We start from the raw sequence: 14,809 nt of genomic DNA on the forward strand, positions 1-14,809 counted from the left end.
ACGGCCCCGGAGCGGCGCTCCACGAGGCCGTGGGGGAGCGATCGCCACCGTATGCGCGCCACGACCGCCCCGCGCGGCGGCCGCCGACCCGCTGGCCCGAACGGACCCACCGCTCAGCCGAGTGCCCCAACCCCGCTGGCGCCCCGCGCCGTTCTCCCCCAGAGTCCCCTGTCCCACCCCCGGGCGGGCCCCGCCGCACCCCGCCCGGACCGCCGGTCAGCAGCCCGCCGCCGAGGCCAGCGCCGCCTCGAACTCCCCGGCCAGCTCCGCGATCGCCGCCGCCGGGAACGCGTACTCGTTGTACCGCAGCCAGCACCGCAGGCTCCCGTCCGGCTGCTCGGCCGCCATCAGCTCCGGCACGTGCAGGTCCCCGCCGGGCAGCGGCCACGGCACCGTCGTGTTGCGCGGCAGCTCCCACTCCTCGCACGCCACCCCCGGCAGCTGCGCCGGCGCGTTCCAGCTCTCGTACCGCAGCCAGGCGGCGAACGGGGCCCGCGGGCTGAACTCGGCGAACGGGTACAGCTGGTGGTCCAGCGCGCCCGTCGAGGCCGCCCGCACCCGGTCCAGCAGCTCGGCGAAACCGGGGGAACCGCTCGCGTCCACCCGCACCAGCAGCGACTGCACGAAGCACCCCACCGCCCGCTCGGCCTCCGGCCGCGGCCGCCCCGGCACCGGCGTCATCAGCACCAGGTCCGGCTGCCCGCTGCGCACCGCCAGCAGCCCGCTCCACACCGCCGCCACCGCCAGGAACGGCGTCGCGCCCAGCTCCGCCGCCCGCGCCCGCAGCGCCTCCGCCCGGTCGGCCGGCACCGTGAACCGGTGCGCGTCACTGAGCACCGTCTCGGTCACCCGACGGCCCGGGAACGGGTCGATCGCCTCCGGCGCCCCCGCCAGCGTCCGCCCGAAGTACGCCCGCGAGACCGGCCAGTGCCCGTTCGACCACTCCACCAGCTCGCGGTACGCCGGGCCCGGCCGGGGCGCCGGCACCGGACGGCCCCGCCGCAGCGCCGAGTACAGCACACCCAGCTCGCGCAGCAGCACCCCCACCGACCAGCCGTCGGCGACGATGTGGTGCACCGCGAGGAGCACGATGTGCTCCTCCGGTCCCCGGCTCACCACCGCCAGCCGGGTCATCGCCCCCTCGGCCAGGTCCGTCAGCCGGTCCCGCTCGGCGATCAGCCGCGCCGAGACCTGCTCGTCGCTCTCCCCGGGCGCCTCCACCAGCAGCACGTCCGCCCGCGGCTCCTCGTCCACCACCGTCCGCACCACGCCCTCCCCGGCGTCCGGCACCGGCACGAACCGGGTACGCAGCGCCGGATGCCGCCGGACCGCCTCGCGCAGCGCCTCGGCCAGCACATCCGTCCGCAGCGCCTCCGTCACCCGGAACACCACGGCCACCGAGCCGACGTTGCGGCCCTGCGCCTCGGCCATCCAGCGCAGGAAGTTCTCCTGCTGCGCGGTGAGCGGCACCTCGTGGGGCTGCGCCCGCAGCGCGCGCAGGAACGGTGACACCTCGGTGTGCTCCCGTACCGGCTCCACCGGTCCGGCCGCCCCCGCCTCGCCGAGCCAGGCGGCCTGGGCCCGCAGCGAGGGCCGCTCGAAGACCAGCGCCGTGCCGGCCGTCACGCCGAACTCGGCGGAGATCGCGGCGGCCAGCTGCACCGCCCGGAAGGAGTCGCCGCCGAGCGCGAAGAACTCCTCCTCGACCGCGCGCACCGGCCGCCCCAGCACCCGCCGCCAGAGCGCGGCCAGCGCCACCTCCCGGTCCGTCGCGGGCGCGGTTCCGGCGCCGTCGTCCGCCGCGGGCTCCGTGAACCGGGCCCGCAGCTCGTGCTTCACCACCTTGCCGCTGGGGTTGCGCGGCAGCCCGTCCGTCACCAGGATCCGCACCGGCAGCTCGGGCCGGGCCAGCCGGGCCCCCAGGAAGAGCCGCAGCGCGTCCACGTCCAGCCCGCCCGCCGCCGGTACCACGGCGGCCACCGGCACACTGCCCATCACCGGGTGCGGCACGCCCAGCGCCGCCGCGTCCGCGACCTGAGGGTGCTCGTGCAGCGCCTCCTCGATCCGCAGCGTGGAGACCTTCAGCGCACCCGACTTGATGATGTCGCTCTCCCGGTCCACCAGGTACAGGAAACCGTCCTGGTCCAGCCGGCCGAGATCGCCCATCCGCACCCAGCCGTCCCGGAAGACCGCCTCCGACCGCTCGGCCGCGCCCACGTACCCGCGCGGCGGTCCTGGCTGGCGCAGCCAGATCTCCCCGGTGCCGCCCGGTGGCACCGGCTCGCCGTCGGCGCCGAGGACGCGCAGGTCGGCCGGATCGGCCGGGCGGCCCACCGAGCCGGGCCTGCGGGTGTCGACGATGGCCGAGATCTGGGCGGGCGAGGCCTCGGCGGAGGTGTAGGTGTTGACCAGGGTGGCCTTCGGCAGCGCGGCGGCCAGCCCGGCGGCCACCGCCCCCGGCAGCGCCGCGGCAGAACAGCTGACCAGCAGCACGCCGCCCAGGTCGCGCCGCCCGGCGACACCCGAGTTCAGCAGCTCCACGGCCATCGACGGAACCAGGAAGACGGTGCCCGCCCGGTACTCCTCCACCACCCGTCCGAACTCCTCCGCGTCGAAGCGGGGCAGGCAGATCGTGGCCGGCTGCGCGGTGAGCGCGTTCACCAGCACCACCTGGGCGGCGTTGGTCCCGATCGGAAAGGCGTGCACCGCGAACCGGGAGTGGGCGTACGGGCGCGGCCGCGGGTCGGCCACCAGCCCGGCGGTGAGGCTGGCGTGCGCGGCACGCACGCCCTTGGGCGCGCCGGTCGTGCCGGAGGTGCCGATCACCTGGGCGACGTCCCCGGGCGCCGGCCGGTGCGGCGGCTCCCCGCCGGGACCACCGGCGGCCGTCAGCGCGTCCAGCCGGAACGAGGCGAGCCCGGCGGCGGCGCCGCGGCCCTCCCCGGGCGAGTCGCCGGATATCGCCCAGCGCGCCCCGGCGGCCGCGACCAGCCGGTCGGTGTCGCCCTGCGACAGGTCCTCGCGGATCACCAGCGCCGCCGCCCCGGCGTAGTGGGCGGCCAGGAACGCGACGGCGTACCCGTCCCACTCCCGGTTGGCGAACAGCAGGGCGATCCGGTCGCCCGGCCGCACCCCGGCCCGGGCCAGCCCGTGTGCCGTCCGTACCGCCCGCTCCCGCCACCGCCCGTAGGTGAGGGAGCCGCCGCCCGGCACCAGCAGGGCCACCCGCTCGGGATGCCGGGCTGCCCGGTGGTCCAGCAGATCGGGGAGGGTGAGCGGCGGGTGCGCGGTGCGGGCGGTGCTCTGGGCGTTGATGACGACTCCCGGGATGGCCGGCTGCGGGGCGGTGCGACCGCGGGCCTCCCGGGTCGCCGACTGGTCCAGACCGTAGCGGAGCCGTGAAGCCGTGCGCTACACCTCGCTACACATCGTCAAGGATCTTCACGGCCAAGGAAGTTCGCCCCCGGACGGTTCCGGGCGCCCGCCGCCCACTCGTCGCTCGCCCCTTGGGCGCTCCCTTGGGCGCGCCGTCGGGCGCTCCGCCGAACGGGTGCCGCCCGGCACGCCGCACCGCCCACCGGGCCGGGCTCGGGCACGATCGTTTAGCCCAGCTGTGGCGGCCCTTAAGAATTCCTCGATGGACCGCACCCCCTCCCACCAGGCAGATTGCTCCATGCCCGGTGCGACGGAGGCAGGAGCAGCCACCCCGCCGGGCCCCGCCGGCCTGCCCACACCAGGCCGCCCCCTCGTGCGTCAGGAGCCGCCGCAGTGAAGGCACTCGTCAAGCAGAAGGCCGAGCCAGGGCTCTGGCTGATGGACGTACCCACGCCTGCCATCGGCCCCGGCGAGGTGCTGATCAAGGTGCTGCGCACCGGCATCTGCGGCACCGATCTGCACATCCGCAACTGGGACGGCTGGGCGCAGCAGACCATCACCACCCCGCTCGTCCTCGGCCACGAGTTCGTCGGCGAGGTCGCCGAGGTCGGCGCGGCCGTCGCGGACATCGCCGTCGGCGACCTGGTCAGCGGCGAGGGCCACCTGGTCTGCGGCAAGTGCCGCAACTGCCTGGCCGGCCGCCGCCACCTGTGCCGCAACACCGTCGGCCTGGGCGTCGGCCGGGACGGCGCGTTCGCCGAGTACGTCGCCCTGCCCGCCGCCAACGTCTGGGTGCACCGGGTGCCGGTGGACCTCGACGTCGCCGCGATCTTCGACCCGTTCGGCAACGCCGTGCACACCGCGCTGACGTTCCCGCTGGTCGGCGAGGACGTGCTGATCACCGGCGCGGGCCCGATCGGCATCATGGCCGCCGCCGTCGCCAAGCACGCCGGCGCCCGCAATGTGATGATCACCGACGTCTCCCCGTACCGCCTCGACCTCGCCCGCAAGGTCGGCGTCACGCTGGCGCTGAACGTCGCCGAGCACACCATCGAGGAGGGCCAGCGGCAGCTCGGCCTGCGCGAGGGCTTCGACGTCGGCCTGGAGATGTCCGGCCGCCCCGAGGCGATGCAGTCGATGATCGCCAACATGACGCACGGCGGGAAGATCGCCATGCTCGGCCTGCCCGCCGAGCAGTTCCCGGTGGACTGGGCCTCGATCGTCACCTCGATGATCACCATCAAGGGCATCTACGGCCGCGAGATGTTCGAGACCTGGTACGCGATGTCCGTCCTGCTGGAGGGCGGCCTCGACCTCAACCCCGTGATCACCGGCCGGTACGCCGCCACCGACTTCGAAGCCGCCTTCGACGACGCCGCCGGCGGCCGCTGCGGCAAGGTCATCCTCGACTGGACCGTCTGACACTCTGTAGGGAGACACCGTGTTCGACAACGTGCGCGACGACCTGGCCGCCACCCTCGACGAGATCCGCGAGGCCGGCCTCTTCAAGCCCGAGCGGGTGATCGGCAGCCCGCAGAGCGCCGCCGTCACCGTCACCACCGGCGGGCGCCCCGGGGAGGTGCTCAACTTCTGCGCCAACAACTACCTCGGCCTGGCCGACCACCCCGAGGTGATCGGCGCGGCCAAGGAGGCGCTGGACCGCTGGGGCTACGGCATGGCCTCGGTGCGCTTCATCTGCGGCACCCAGGACGTCCACAAGGAGCTGGAGGACCGCCTCTCGGCCTTCCTCGGCCAGGAGGACACCATCCTGTACTCCTCCTGCTTCGACGCCAACGGCGGCGTCTTCGAGACCCTGCTCGACGAGCGGGACGCCGTCATCTCCGACGCGCTCAACCACGCGAGCATCATCGACGGCATCCGCCTCTGCAAGGCCCGCCGCCACCGCTACGCCAACCGCGACCTGGCCGACCTCGAACAGCAGCTCAAGGAGACCGCCGACGCCCGCCGCCGGCTGATCGTCACCGACGGCGTCTTCTCGATGGACGGCTACGTCGCCCCGCTGCGCGAGATCTGCGACCTGGCCGAGCGCTACGACGCCATGGTCATGGTGGACGACTCGCACGCCGTCGGCTTCGTCGGCCCCAACGGGCGCGGCACCCCCGAGCTGCACGGCGTGCTGGACCGCGTCGACATCATCACCGGCACCCTCGGCAAGGCCCTCGGCGGCGCCTCCGGCGGCTACGTCGCCGCCCGCCGGGAGATCGTCGCCCTGCTGCGCCAGCGTTCGCGGCCGTACCTGTTCTCGAACTCGCTCGCCCCGGTGATCGCCGCCGCCTCGCTGAAGGTGCTCGACCTGGTCGAGCGTTCGACGGAGCTGCGCGAGCAGCTGGCCGCCAACACGGCGCTGTTCCGGTCCAGGATGACCGAGGCCGGCTTCGAGATCCTGCCCGGCGACCACCCGATCGCCCCGGTGATGATCGGCGACGCCGCCAGGGCCGGCCGGCTCGCCGAGCTGCTGCTGGAGCGCGGCGTGTACGTGATCGGGTTCTCGTTCCCGGTCGTCCCGCACGGCCAGGCCCGGATCCGGGTGCAGCTGTCCGCCGCCCACTCCACCGAGGACGTCGAGCGCGCCGTCGCCGCCTTCATCGACGCCCGGGCGGCCCTGGGGGAGTAGCCCCCTGGGGCGGCTCCGCTCGGCTCGGCTTGGCGCCCGGGCGCCCCTCGCCGGGTGCGCCCCACCGGACCGCCCGTGGCCCGTCCGCTCGGAACCGGACGCGCCACGGGCCCCAAGCCGCCGTGCGGCGGAGGCTGGACCAGCCCGCCTCCGCCGCACGGCACACCAGACCACCTGCCCCACCCTCCTGCCCCGGAGTGAGAAGTCGGCCCTGTCGACTTTCCACTCCGGTTTCCACTCCGGGGAGGGCGGGCCGCGCCGCACTGGCAGAATTGGCCCGTGATCGACGCACGACGGCTGCGGACCCTGCGGGCCGTGGCGGACCACCGCACCGTGACCGCCGCGGCGGCCGCCCTCTACCTCACCCCCTCCGCCGTCTCCCAGCAGCTGACCGCCCTGGAACAGGAGACCGGCCACCACCTGCTCGCCCGCGAGGGCCGGGGCGTCCGGCTCACCGCCGCCGGGGAGATCCTGCTCGGTCACGCCGACGCCGTACTCGCCCAGCTCGAACGCGCCGAGGCCGACCTCGCCGCCTACAGCGCGGGCGTCGCGGGCGAGGTCACCGTCGCCTCCTTCGCCACCGGCATCGCCCTCGTCCTCGCACCCGCCATCGGCACCCTGGTGACCCGTGCGCCCGGCGTCCGCCTCAAGGTGCTGGACGCCGAGGGGGACGCCAGCCTTCCGATGGTCCTCGACGGGCGGGCCGACCTCGCCGTGGCCGTCGAGTACCGGGGCGCGCCGCGCGCCGACGACGCCCGGCTCACCCGCGTGCCGCTGTACGCCGAACCGTTCGAGGCGGTGCTGCCGCTCGCCCACCCGCTGGCGGCCGGCCGGGGCCCGATCGCCGTCGCCGACCTCGCCGCCGAACCCTGGATCGGCCCCTACCCCGGCAACCCCTGCCACGACGTGGTCCTGCTGGCCTGCGAGCACGCGGGTTTCCAGCCACGCCTGGTGCACTCCTCGGACGACTTCCGCGCGGTGGTCGCGCTGGCGTCGGCCGGTGCCGGTGTCGCCCTGGTGCCGCGCTCCGCGCTGCGCGGGGTGGACCTCGGCCAGGTCGCGGTGCGGCCGGTGGACAGCGCCCTCGCGACCCGCCGGGTCTTCGCCGCGGTCCGGGCCGGGGCGGACGGACACCCGCTGATCCGTCCGGTGCTGGACGCCCTGGCCGAGGCGGCGGCGGCCACCGGGTGAACGACGGGACCCTCGCTGACATCGAGGAATGCGCCTGCCTCTGGGACGGGTCGGAGCCCGGCCGGGTTCTCCGCCGGGGCGGGATCGTCGACATCCCGACGATCTTCAACCGGATCACCCGCATGGTCCTGCTGATGGAGGACGGCGATGAACGGCGTGCGGTGACGGAGCGGATGCTGGACCACGGCGTTCCGCTGCCGGACGGCATCGGCCGAGGAACAGCCGGAAGGGGCGGGCCCAGTGGGCGGGTGGTCGGCTGTCCCGGCTCAGGGCGATCGGAACAGCTCGTCCAGGTGATGGGTGAGGATCGCCAGCGCGGCGTCACCGGTGCGCTGGCCGCCGAGCACGCTTGAGCCCAGGCCGTTGACCAGGGCCAGCAGTCCGGCGGCGGTCATCTCGGGGTCCTTGCCGGGGTCGATCTCCCCGGCCTGCCGGGCGGCGCGGATCTGCTTGGCGAGGAAGCCCTCCAGCAGGTCGGGCTGGGCCGTCCCGTGCTTCTCCAGCACTTCGGGATCGCTGAGCACCAGCGTGTAGTACGCGGCGTAGGTCCTGGTGATCCGGCGGCTCTCCGGATCGGTCGGCAGGATGCTCGACAGGACCGCGGTCACCAGCCCGCGCGGTGTGGGCGGGGAGCCCGCCGCGCCGATCCACTGCGCCATGCGGGCCTGGATCTGGGCGCCGAGCCGGTCCAGCGCGTCCAGCAGCAGCCCTTCCTTGGTCGCGAAGTAGTACTGCACCAGCCGCAGGGAGACGCCGGCCTCGGCGGCGACCGCCCGCATGCTGGCCGACTGCAGACCCTGGGTGTCGGCGATGCGCAACAGCGCCTCGGCGATCTGCCGTCTGCGTTCCTCGTGATCGACCCGCACGTTCATGTGCACCTCCCTGGTACACCCGTATCATGTCGTGATACACACGTATCATGCGAATCAGCCAGTTCAGGAACGACCAGGCCAGGGACCGATTTCGGGCCGCCTACGAGCGGACTCTGGCGGACCTGTGGCCCGGGCCGCGGACGGCGCTGGACCTTCCGACCACGTTCGGGACCACCCGCGTCTACCGAACCGGCCCGCAGAGCGGCGAGCCGATCGTGCTGCTGCCCGGCTCGGGCGGAAACGCGCTGATGTGGTACCGGTACATCGACGTGCTGGCTCGGCACCGCCCGGTCATCGCCGTCGACGCGATCGGCGAGCCGGGCGCGAGCGTGCAGACCGCCCCGATCGGCGACGGCCGGGACGGAGCCGACTGGCTGGACGAACTCCTGGCCGCACTGGAGGTGACGGCCGCCCAGGTCGTCGGCTGCTCCTACGGCGGCTGGCTGGCGCTCAACCACCAGATCCACCGCCCCGGCCGGGTCGCCTCCCTCACCCTGCTGGACCCCGCGGGCTTCGCCGGCACCGGCCCCCGGTTCTACGCCTGGCTGGTCGCCGGCGGACTCGCCGCGGCCGCGCCGCGCCCGCTCCGCCCCCGGCTGGCCCGCCTGGTCGGCAACAGCGCCATCCTGGAGAGCGAACTGATGAGCCTGCTGCGGGCGTCGATGGGATTCCGCCGCGCACTCCCGGTGCCCCCGGTCTTCTCCGACGAGGAACTGCGCCGCCTGCGTGTCCCCGCGCTGTTCCTGCTCGGGGCGCGCAGCGCCATGCACGACGCGCGCGAGGTCGCCGACCGCCTCGGCCGGCTCGTCCCCTCCGCCCGGGTGGAGATCGTGCCCGGCGCCGGCCACGCCTTGCCGACCGACCGGCCGGACCTGGTGGCCGACCGCATCCTCCACACCGCCGGACGGTAGTGCCACCGGGCCGGTCCCGGCGGGCCGCCGCCGATGAGCCGCGGCCGGCCGGGAGCCCCCGTCGCGGCAGTGCCGCCCGGATCGGGCTTTCGGCCGCGGTCCTCGGGTGCGCGGGCGGGGTCGGTGGCCCCTGTTTTCGAGGCGGGTGCCGGGCCTGGCATGATCGGTGCATGGTCGAACGAGTCATCGCAGCCTGTGACGGAGCCGCCAAGGGCAACCCCGGCCCGGCGGCCTGGGCCTATGTGGTTGCGGACAGTGCCGGGGCTCCCCAGCGCTGGCAGTCCGGTCCGCTGGGGCACAGCACCAACAACGTCGGTGAGCTGACCGCGCTGGAGCGACTGCTGGCCGCGACGGATCCCGCCGCGCCGCTGGAGGTCCGTCTCGACAGCACGTACACCCGCGACGCGGCGACGAAGTGGCTGGCGGCGTGGAAGCGCAACGGCTGGAAGACCGCGGCCGGCAAGCCGGTGGCCAACCGCGAGCTGATCCAGCGCATCGACGCGCTCCTGGAGGGGCGCGACGTCACCTTCGTCTATGTCCCCGCCCACCAGGTGAACGGCGACCCGCTGAACGCGGTCGCCGACAAGGCCGCCAGCGATGCCGCCCGTACCCAGGAGGGTGCCGGTGGCACCGCTGCCGACCTCCCGGTACCGGATCCCGTTCCGGCCCCGGCGCCGCGGGGCGGGCGCCGCGCCTCCTCGCCCGCGGCGAAGAGGACGTCCTCGGGCGCTCCGAGGACGCTGTCCGCGCGATACCCCGGGACGTGCGCGTGCACCCGCCCCTACGCCAAGGGCGACACGATCACCAAGGTCGGCACCGGCTGGGGACACCCGCAGTGTGCGGGTGCGCAGGCCTGAGCCCCGGCCCGCGGCCGTACCCGGGGCGTCGTCACCGGCATGACGGCAGGTAGGGGGACCTGAGCACCTGAGCCCGCCGTACCCCGGCGGGCCGACGCCACCCGAGGGCCCGCCGGCGGATCGTGACGGCCCCTGCTCCGCCGTCACCTGCGCGGTTTCGCTATCTTGTTCGCTGCATCGCCGCGAAGCCGTGGCCATCGGGTCGCGGTCGCCACGTCGCGGCCGCGCAACCCGCCGTCAGGATCCCGGAGCCCACTTTCCATGGACGCCGTACCCGTCGCCGAGGGGCCGCAGGCCCCCGAGACGCCGCCCACCACCTGTTTCCGGCATCCCCGCCGGGAGTCGTACATCCGGTGCACCCGGTGCGAGCGCTACATATGCCCCGACTGCATGCGGGACGCGCCGATCGGCCACCAGTGCCCGGAGTGCGTGAGGGAGGGGCAGCGCAGCGTCCGGCAGGCCCGGACGGTCTTCGGCGGACGGCTCGTCAGCACGCCGGTGCTGACGTACCTGCTGATCGGCGTGAACGTCCTGGTGTACCTGCTGGAGCTGGTCCGGCCCTGGGTGGTCGAGCGCTTCGAGAACCTCGGCCAGGGCGTGCTGGGGCCGGACGGCCACCTGTACGTCGTCGAGGGCGGGGTGCTGCCGCCCGGCTTCCACGAGGCCGGGGTCGCGCACGGCGAGTGGTACCGGCTGATCACCTCGGCCTTCATGCACCTGCCCGCCACCGAGGGGCGGTTCGGCATCGCGCACATCCTGCTGAACATGTACTCGCTCTGGCTGTTCGGCCGGGTGATCGAGCATCAGCTCGGCCGCACCCGCTTCCTGGCGCTCTACCTGACCGCCGCTCTCGGCGGCTCCGTCCTCGGGTACGTGGTCGCGCCCGAGCAGGCCTCGCTGGGCGCGTCCGGGGCGATCTTCGGCCTGGTCGGGGCGTACTTCCTGATGACCCGGCGGATGCACCACGATCCGCTCGGCGGCGGACGCCAGCTGGTGGGCTCGCTGCTCTGGCTGGTGCTCTCGGCCGGCTACACCTCCTGGCAGGGCCACCTCGGCGGACTGCTGGCCGGCGGCGCGCTGGGGGCCGCCCTGGTCTTCGCGCCCCGTACCGGCCGGGCGGCGGTGCAGACGGCCGGGGTCCTGGTGGTGCTCGCCGTGCTGGTACTGCTGGTGGTCGGCAAGACCTCCGAGCTGTCCGCCGCTTCCCCCTGGGGCTGACGGGCCGTACGGGCGGTCCGTCAGCGGGCGGGGTCGGCCGGTGGCCGGACCCGAACGCCTCCCGGGCGGGGTCGACAGATCGCGTCGAGAAACCACGGTCGGTCGCCCGGCGGGTCGGGAACCGCCGGGCGACGCTCAGGAACGTCCGTGCTGTCAGCTGTCAGCTGTCAGCTGTCAGCTGTCGAAGCCGAGGCCGAAGCGGTCGAGGGTGCGCAGCCAGAGGTTGCGCCGGCCGTTGTCGGCGTCGGCGCGGGTGAGCGCCCACTGGGTGATGCCGATGCCGATCGAGCGGGCCGGCTCGGGCGGGAAGGGCACCGGCTTGCGCCGGACCATCTCCAGAGCGGTGCGCTCGGTGCGCTCGCCGGCCAGCAGATCGAGCATCACCTCGGCGCCGAAGCGGGTGGCGCCGACGCCGAGGCCGGTGAAGCCGGCGGCGTAGGCGACCCGGCCGCCGTGCGAGAGGTCGAAGAAGGCGCTGAACCGGGTGCAGGTGTCGATCGCACCGCCCCAGGCGTGGCTGAACCGGACGTCGGCCAGCTGGGGGAAGGTCTGGAAGAAGTGCCCCGCGAGTGTCGCGAAGGTCTCCGGCCGCTGGTCGCGCTCCGCCCGGACCCGGCTGCGGAACTGGTGGACCACGTCGTACCCGCCCCACAGGATGCGGTTGTCGGCGGAGAGCCGGACGTAGTGGAAGTGGTTGGCGCTGTCGGCGAAGCCCTGGCGGTTGCGCCAGCCGACGGAGGCGAGCTGTTCCTCGCTGAGCGGCTCGGTCATCAGCGCGTAGTCGTAGACCGGCACGGTGTAGAGCCGGTGGCGGCGCAGCAGCGAGGGGAAGGCGTTGGTGGCGAGGGCGACGCGCCGGGCGCCGACCCGGCCGTACGGGGTGCGGACGGTGATCCCGCGCGGGGAGTCGGTCAGTGCGGTGGCCCGGGTGTGCTCGTGGATGCGGACGCCCAGGTCCAGGCAGGCCTGCTTGAGGCCCCAGGCGAGGCGGGCGGGGTTGACCATGGCCACGCCCTCGCGGTCCCACAGGGCGCCGAGGAAGGCGGGGGAGTCGATCTCGGCGCGGACGGCCTGGCGGTCGAGGAAGTCGAGTGTGCCGCCGTAGCGGGCGGCGAGTTCGGCGAACTCGTGCAGGCCGTCGACCTGGTAGGGCTCGGTGGCGACGACGAGTGAGCCGGTGCGCTCCCAGTCGCAGTCGATGCCGTACCGCTTGACGGTGTCCTCCATGGCCTGCAGGTTGGCGGCGCCGAGCCGCTCCAGCGTGGCGAGTTCGCCCGGCCAGCGCTGGTGCCCGTTGGCGAGGCCGTGGGTGAGGCTGGCCTCGCAGAACCCGCCGTTGCGCCCGGAGGCGGCCCAGCCGATCTCCTGCCCCTCGATCAGCACCACGTCGAGTGAGGGGTCGCGTTCCTTGGCGATCAGCGCCGTCCACAGCCCGCTGTAGCCGCCGCCGACCACCAGCAGGTCGCACCGGACGTCACCGACCAGGGCGGAGGCGGCCGTGGGACGGCCGGGGTCGTCGAGCCAGAACGGTACGGGCTGGGTGTCCTGGAGGGCGCGGACGGGGTCGGCCATGGCGGTGGCTCCTTCGGTGCATGGAGGGTCAGGGCCTCTGGATACGGTCATCAGACCGCCGGGCCGCTTTCAACGTCAATGGTGTTGACATAAGCCTCACGCCGCCGGGACCTCGATCCGGTCCAGGATCTCGGCGGCGATCGCCTCGGCCCCCGGCTCGTAGCGGTGCGCCGGGTCGCGGAACAGCCGCTCGGCGGCCTCGGCCGGCCAGTCGGCGGGCAGATGCTCGGCCGACAGGTGCGGATCGCCCCGGACGAGGTCCAGTCAGTCGGTGTGCAGCAGGAGCCGGCGGGCCAGGTCGTCCTCGGCCGGGGCGCCGGGCTCGGCGCCGCCCCAGCGGGCCAGGAAGGCGCGGTACCCGACGGCGGCCGAGGCGAGGTCGAAGGCGGCCGGCAGGCCGGCCGCCTCGGTGCGGGCGGCGGCCCGGCCGTGGAAGACCCGCAGGTGGCCCTCCAGCCCGAGCCCCTCGACCAGGGCGGCCACGTCCACCTCGCCGGGCGCCGTCCACAGGCCGCTCTGCAGCGGGGCGAGCCCGCCCCGGACCAGCCGGGAGCGCAGGTCGTGCCGTTCGCGGCGCCAGGCCCCGGGGAGGGAGAAACCGGCCACCGTCCAGGTGCCGTCCCACTCCCGGTTGACGGCGCCGGTGCGCCAGATCCGGCCCCTGGTCGAGGAGTTCGGGGTGAAGGGCTTCAAGTTCCACCCCAGTATCCAGGCCTTCCACCCCAATGACCGGCTCTCCTGCCCGCTGTACGAGGCCATCGAGGAGGCCGGTGCGATCGCCGTCTTCCACACCGGCCAGACCGGGATCGGCGCGGGCGCGCCCGGGGGCGGCGGCATCCGGCTCGAGTACTCCAACCCGATGGACGTGGACGACGTCGCCGCCGACTTCGCCGCGCCGCCGGTCAAGGACGAGGTCCGCCCGAAGATCCTCAAGGAGAGCGCGGCCCGGCTGCTCGGCCTCGACGGGAGGTGAGGAGGCCCATGCGCAACCAGGGCTGACCGAATCCGAACGCGCATCCCGGCTCGGTGACATGACGACCCATCAGTTCACCTCCGCCACCGTGGCCGACCCCGCCGCCCTCGCCGCCATCATCACCTCCGCCGCCCGCGACGGTCGCGCCCTGGTCGACCAGGAGCTGGAAGAAGGCCTGCGCTCGCTCGCCGTCCCCGTCCACGACGGCCACGTCGTCGCCGCCGTCAACGTCGCCCTCCACGCGGGCCGTGGCACCCCCGCCGAAACCCGCGCGATCCTCCTCCCGCCGCTGCGCGAAACCGCCGCCGCCATCACCGCCGACCTCGCCACCGTCCGCCGCTGGTCCGGACCGCCGATCCCCTGACTCGCCGTAGGGCGGTCTCCGTGCCGCGGATGGCGCGGTCGGCAGCGTCGGCGACGCGATCAGGGTCCTGTTCGGCGGGCCTCCTGGCTGACGGACGGCCCCGGTGCTTCGAGTCGGCTCCGCCGCGTGCCCGCCGCAGGGAGGCGGGCCGCGGCGGCGTCGAGGAGGAGGTCGAGGGCGTAGGGGTAGCCGCTGCGGCGCATGTCGGTGGCGAGGAGGTGGGCCGTGGCGGCGATGTGGGGGTGGGTGGTGGCGTCGAGGCGGGCGTAGGAGGCCTGCCAGACCTCGAGGTCCGCTGTCTGGGCGGCGACGGGCAGGGCGAGGGCGGCGGCGTCGAGGGCGGCGAAGCCGAGGCTCTGATCGACGAAGGCGTGGTAGATCCGGACGGCCTCGGGGTCGGGGAAGCCCGCCGCGCGCAGGATTCCGAGGAGGGTTTCGACGGCGGCGATCTCGTGGGTGCGGCCGGTGGTGCGGTGGGCGGCGAGCAGGGCGGCCTGCGGGTGGGCCTGGTAGGCGGAGTGGATGCGCAGGCCGAGGGAGCGCAGATCGGCGCGCCAGTCGCCGGTGGGCTGCCAGCCGGCCCGGGCGCGGCCGATGAGTTCGTCGGCGACGGCGAGCAGCAGGTCGTCGGTGCTGCGGAAGTAGCGGTAGACGGCGCTGGGGTCGGCGCCGAGCGCGGCGCCGAGCCGCCGTACGGTGAGCGCTTCGGCGCCGTGCTGGCCGATCAGCCGGAGCGCGGTGTCGACGATCAGCTGCGCGGAGAGGACGACACCCTGCTTGGTGGGCCGCCTGCGCCGCCGCTGGGGCTCGGGGACTACGCGTTCGCTCATGCCGGGAAGGC

Annotated in this window: 14 protein-coding genes; 8 read left to right on the forward strand and 6 right to left on the reverse strand. The window is 74.5% G+C overall.

The annotated features are described in order from the left end of the window. Window positions 1-216 precede the first annotated feature (216 nt). On the reverse strand, window positions 217-3,330 hold the full coding sequence (locus tag AB0P06_RS26575) for an AMP-binding protein (RefSeq protein ID WP_363611572.1): 3,114 nt from the start codon (window positions 3,328-3,330) through the stop codon (window positions 217-219). Window positions 3,331-3,768: 438 nt separating this feature from the next. On the opposite strand from AB0P06_RS26575, the gene tdh reads away from it, so the two are divergent. The 3 genes from tdh to AB0P06_RS26590 all read left to right on the forward strand — a co-directional run bounded on the left by tdh (window position 3,769) and on the right by AB0P06_RS26590 (window position 7,201). Then, window positions 3,769-4,797, forward strand: coding sequence for an L-threonine 3-dehydrogenase (tdh, locus tag AB0P06_RS26580; protein WP_363611518.1), 1,029 nt, complete (start codon window positions 3,769-3,771; stop codon window positions 4,795-4,797). Window positions 4,798-4,816: 19 nt separating this feature from the next. Next, window positions 4,817-6,010: a glycine C-acetyltransferase gene (locus AB0P06_RS26585; protein WP_363611520.1), complete on the forward strand. Its 1,194-nt coding sequence runs from the start codon at window positions 4,817-4,819 to the stop codon at window positions 6,008-6,010. 279 nt (window positions 6,011-6,289) lie between these two features. After that, complete coding sequence (locus tag AB0P06_RS26590) at window positions 6,290-7,201, forward strand: LysR family transcriptional regulator (RefSeq protein ID WP_363611522.1); 912 nt, start codon at window positions 6,290-6,292, stop codon at window positions 7,199-7,201. A gap of 266 nt (window positions 7,202-7,467) precedes the next feature. Here AB0P06_RS26590 and AB0P06_RS26595 read toward each other — a convergent pair whose 3' ends face one another. Further along, entirely contained in the window at window positions 7,468-8,067 is a 600-nt protein-coding gene (locus AB0P06_RS26595) for a TetR/AcrR family transcriptional regulator (protein ID WP_363611573.1), read from the reverse strand. 53 nt (window positions 8,068-8,120) lie between these two features. Here AB0P06_RS26595 and AB0P06_RS26600 point away from each other — a divergent pair, with 53 nt between their 5' ends. The 3 genes from AB0P06_RS26600 to AB0P06_RS26610 all read left to right on the forward strand — a co-directional run bounded on the left by AB0P06_RS26600 (window position 8,121) and on the right by AB0P06_RS26610 (window position 11,059). Then, window positions 8,121-8,984 carry an alpha/beta fold hydrolase gene (locus AB0P06_RS26600; protein WP_363611524.1) on the forward strand — a complete coding sequence of 288 codons (864 nt, stop codon included), beginning with the start codon at window positions 8,121-8,123 and terminating at the stop codon, window positions 8,982-8,984. Window positions 8,985-9,154: 170 nt separating this feature from the next. Beyond that, entirely contained in the window at window positions 9,155-9,841 is a 687-nt protein-coding gene (locus AB0P06_RS26605; protein ID WP_363611526.1) for a ribonuclease H, read from the forward strand. Window positions 9,842-10,102: 261 nt separating this feature from the next. After that, complete coding sequence (locus tag AB0P06_RS26610) at window positions 10,103-11,059, forward strand: rhomboid family intramembrane serine protease (protein WP_363611528.1); 957 nt, start codon at window positions 10,103-10,105, stop codon at window positions 11,057-11,059. A 174-nt stretch (window positions 11,060-11,233) separates the two neighbouring features. Here AB0P06_RS26610 and AB0P06_RS26615 read toward each other — a convergent pair whose 3' ends face one another. The 3 genes from AB0P06_RS26615 to AB0P06_RS26625 form a co-directional block, all read right to left on the reverse strand. Then, complete coding sequence (locus tag AB0P06_RS26615) at window positions 11,234-12,631, reverse strand: FAD-dependent oxidoreductase (protein WP_363611530.1); 1,398 nt, start codon at window positions 12,629-12,631, stop codon at window positions 11,234-11,236. Window positions 12,632-12,727: 96 nt separating this feature from the next. Beyond that, on the reverse strand, window positions 12,728-12,895 hold the full coding sequence (locus tag AB0P06_RS26620) for a PaaX family transcriptional regulator C-terminal domain-containing protein (protein ID WP_363611574.1): 168 nt from the start codon (window positions 12,893-12,895) through the stop codon (window positions 12,728-12,730). After that, complete coding sequence (locus AB0P06_RS26625) at window positions 12,896-13,324, reverse strand: hypothetical protein (protein WP_363611532.1); 429 nt, start codon at window positions 13,322-13,324, stop codon at window positions 12,896-12,898. Between AB0P06_RS26625 and AB0P06_RS26630 the strand changes: the two genes are divergently transcribed. Together AB0P06_RS26630 and AB0P06_RS26635 are read left to right on the forward strand one after the other, a co-directional pair. Next, a complete protein-coding gene (locus AB0P06_RS26630) occupies window positions 13,245-13,604 on the forward strand; it encodes an amidohydrolase family protein (RefSeq protein ID WP_363611534.1) in 360 nt (119 codons plus the stop codon). The genes AB0P06_RS26625 and AB0P06_RS26630 overlap by 80 nt on opposite strands. A 22-nt stretch (window positions 13,605-13,626) precedes the next feature. After that, window positions 13,627-13,968 (forward strand): IclR family transcriptional regulator C-terminal domain-containing protein, encoded by a 342-nt coding sequence (locus AB0P06_RS26635; protein ID WP_363611575.1) that lies wholly within the window; start codon window positions 13,627-13,629, stop codon window positions 13,966-13,968. Between the two features lie 59 nt (window positions 13,969-14,027). On the opposite strand, the gene AB0P06_RS26640 is transcribed toward AB0P06_RS26635, so the two are convergent. After that, entirely contained in the window at window positions 14,028-14,798 is a 771-nt protein-coding gene (locus tag AB0P06_RS26640; protein WP_363611536.1) for a TetR/AcrR family transcriptional regulator, read from the reverse strand. Window positions 14,799-14,809 lie beyond the last annotated feature (11 nt).

The organism is Kitasatospora sp. NPDC088351, from assembly GCF_040685575.1.
Classification (GTDB): Bacteria; Actinomycetota; Actinomycetes; order Streptomycetales; family Streptomycetaceae; genus Kitasatospora.

What these genes read in the sequence shown, in the direction of transcription:
- AB0P06_RS26610 (WP_363611528.1), top strand. Translation starts at nt 10,103, where the DNA reads ATGGACGCCGTACCCGTCGCCGAGGGGCCGCAGGCCCCCGAGACGCCG.
- AB0P06_RS26600 (WP_363611524.1), top strand. Translation starts at nt 8,121, where the DNA reads ATGCGAATCAGCCAGTTCAGGAACGACCAGGCCAGGGACCGATTTCGG.
- AB0P06_RS26640 (WP_363611536.1), bottom strand. Translation starts at nt 14,798, where the DNA reads ATGAGCGAACGCGTAGTCCCCGAGCCCCAGCGGCGGCGCAGGCGGCCC.
- AB0P06_RS26615 (WP_363611530.1), bottom strand. Translation starts at nt 12,631, where the DNA reads ATGGCCGACCCCGTCCGCGCCCTCCAGGACACCCAGCCCGTACCGTTC.
- AB0P06_RS26605 (WP_363611526.1), top strand. Translation starts at nt 9,155, where the DNA reads ATGGTCGAACGAGTCATCGCAGCCTGTGACGGAGCCGCCAAGGGCAAC.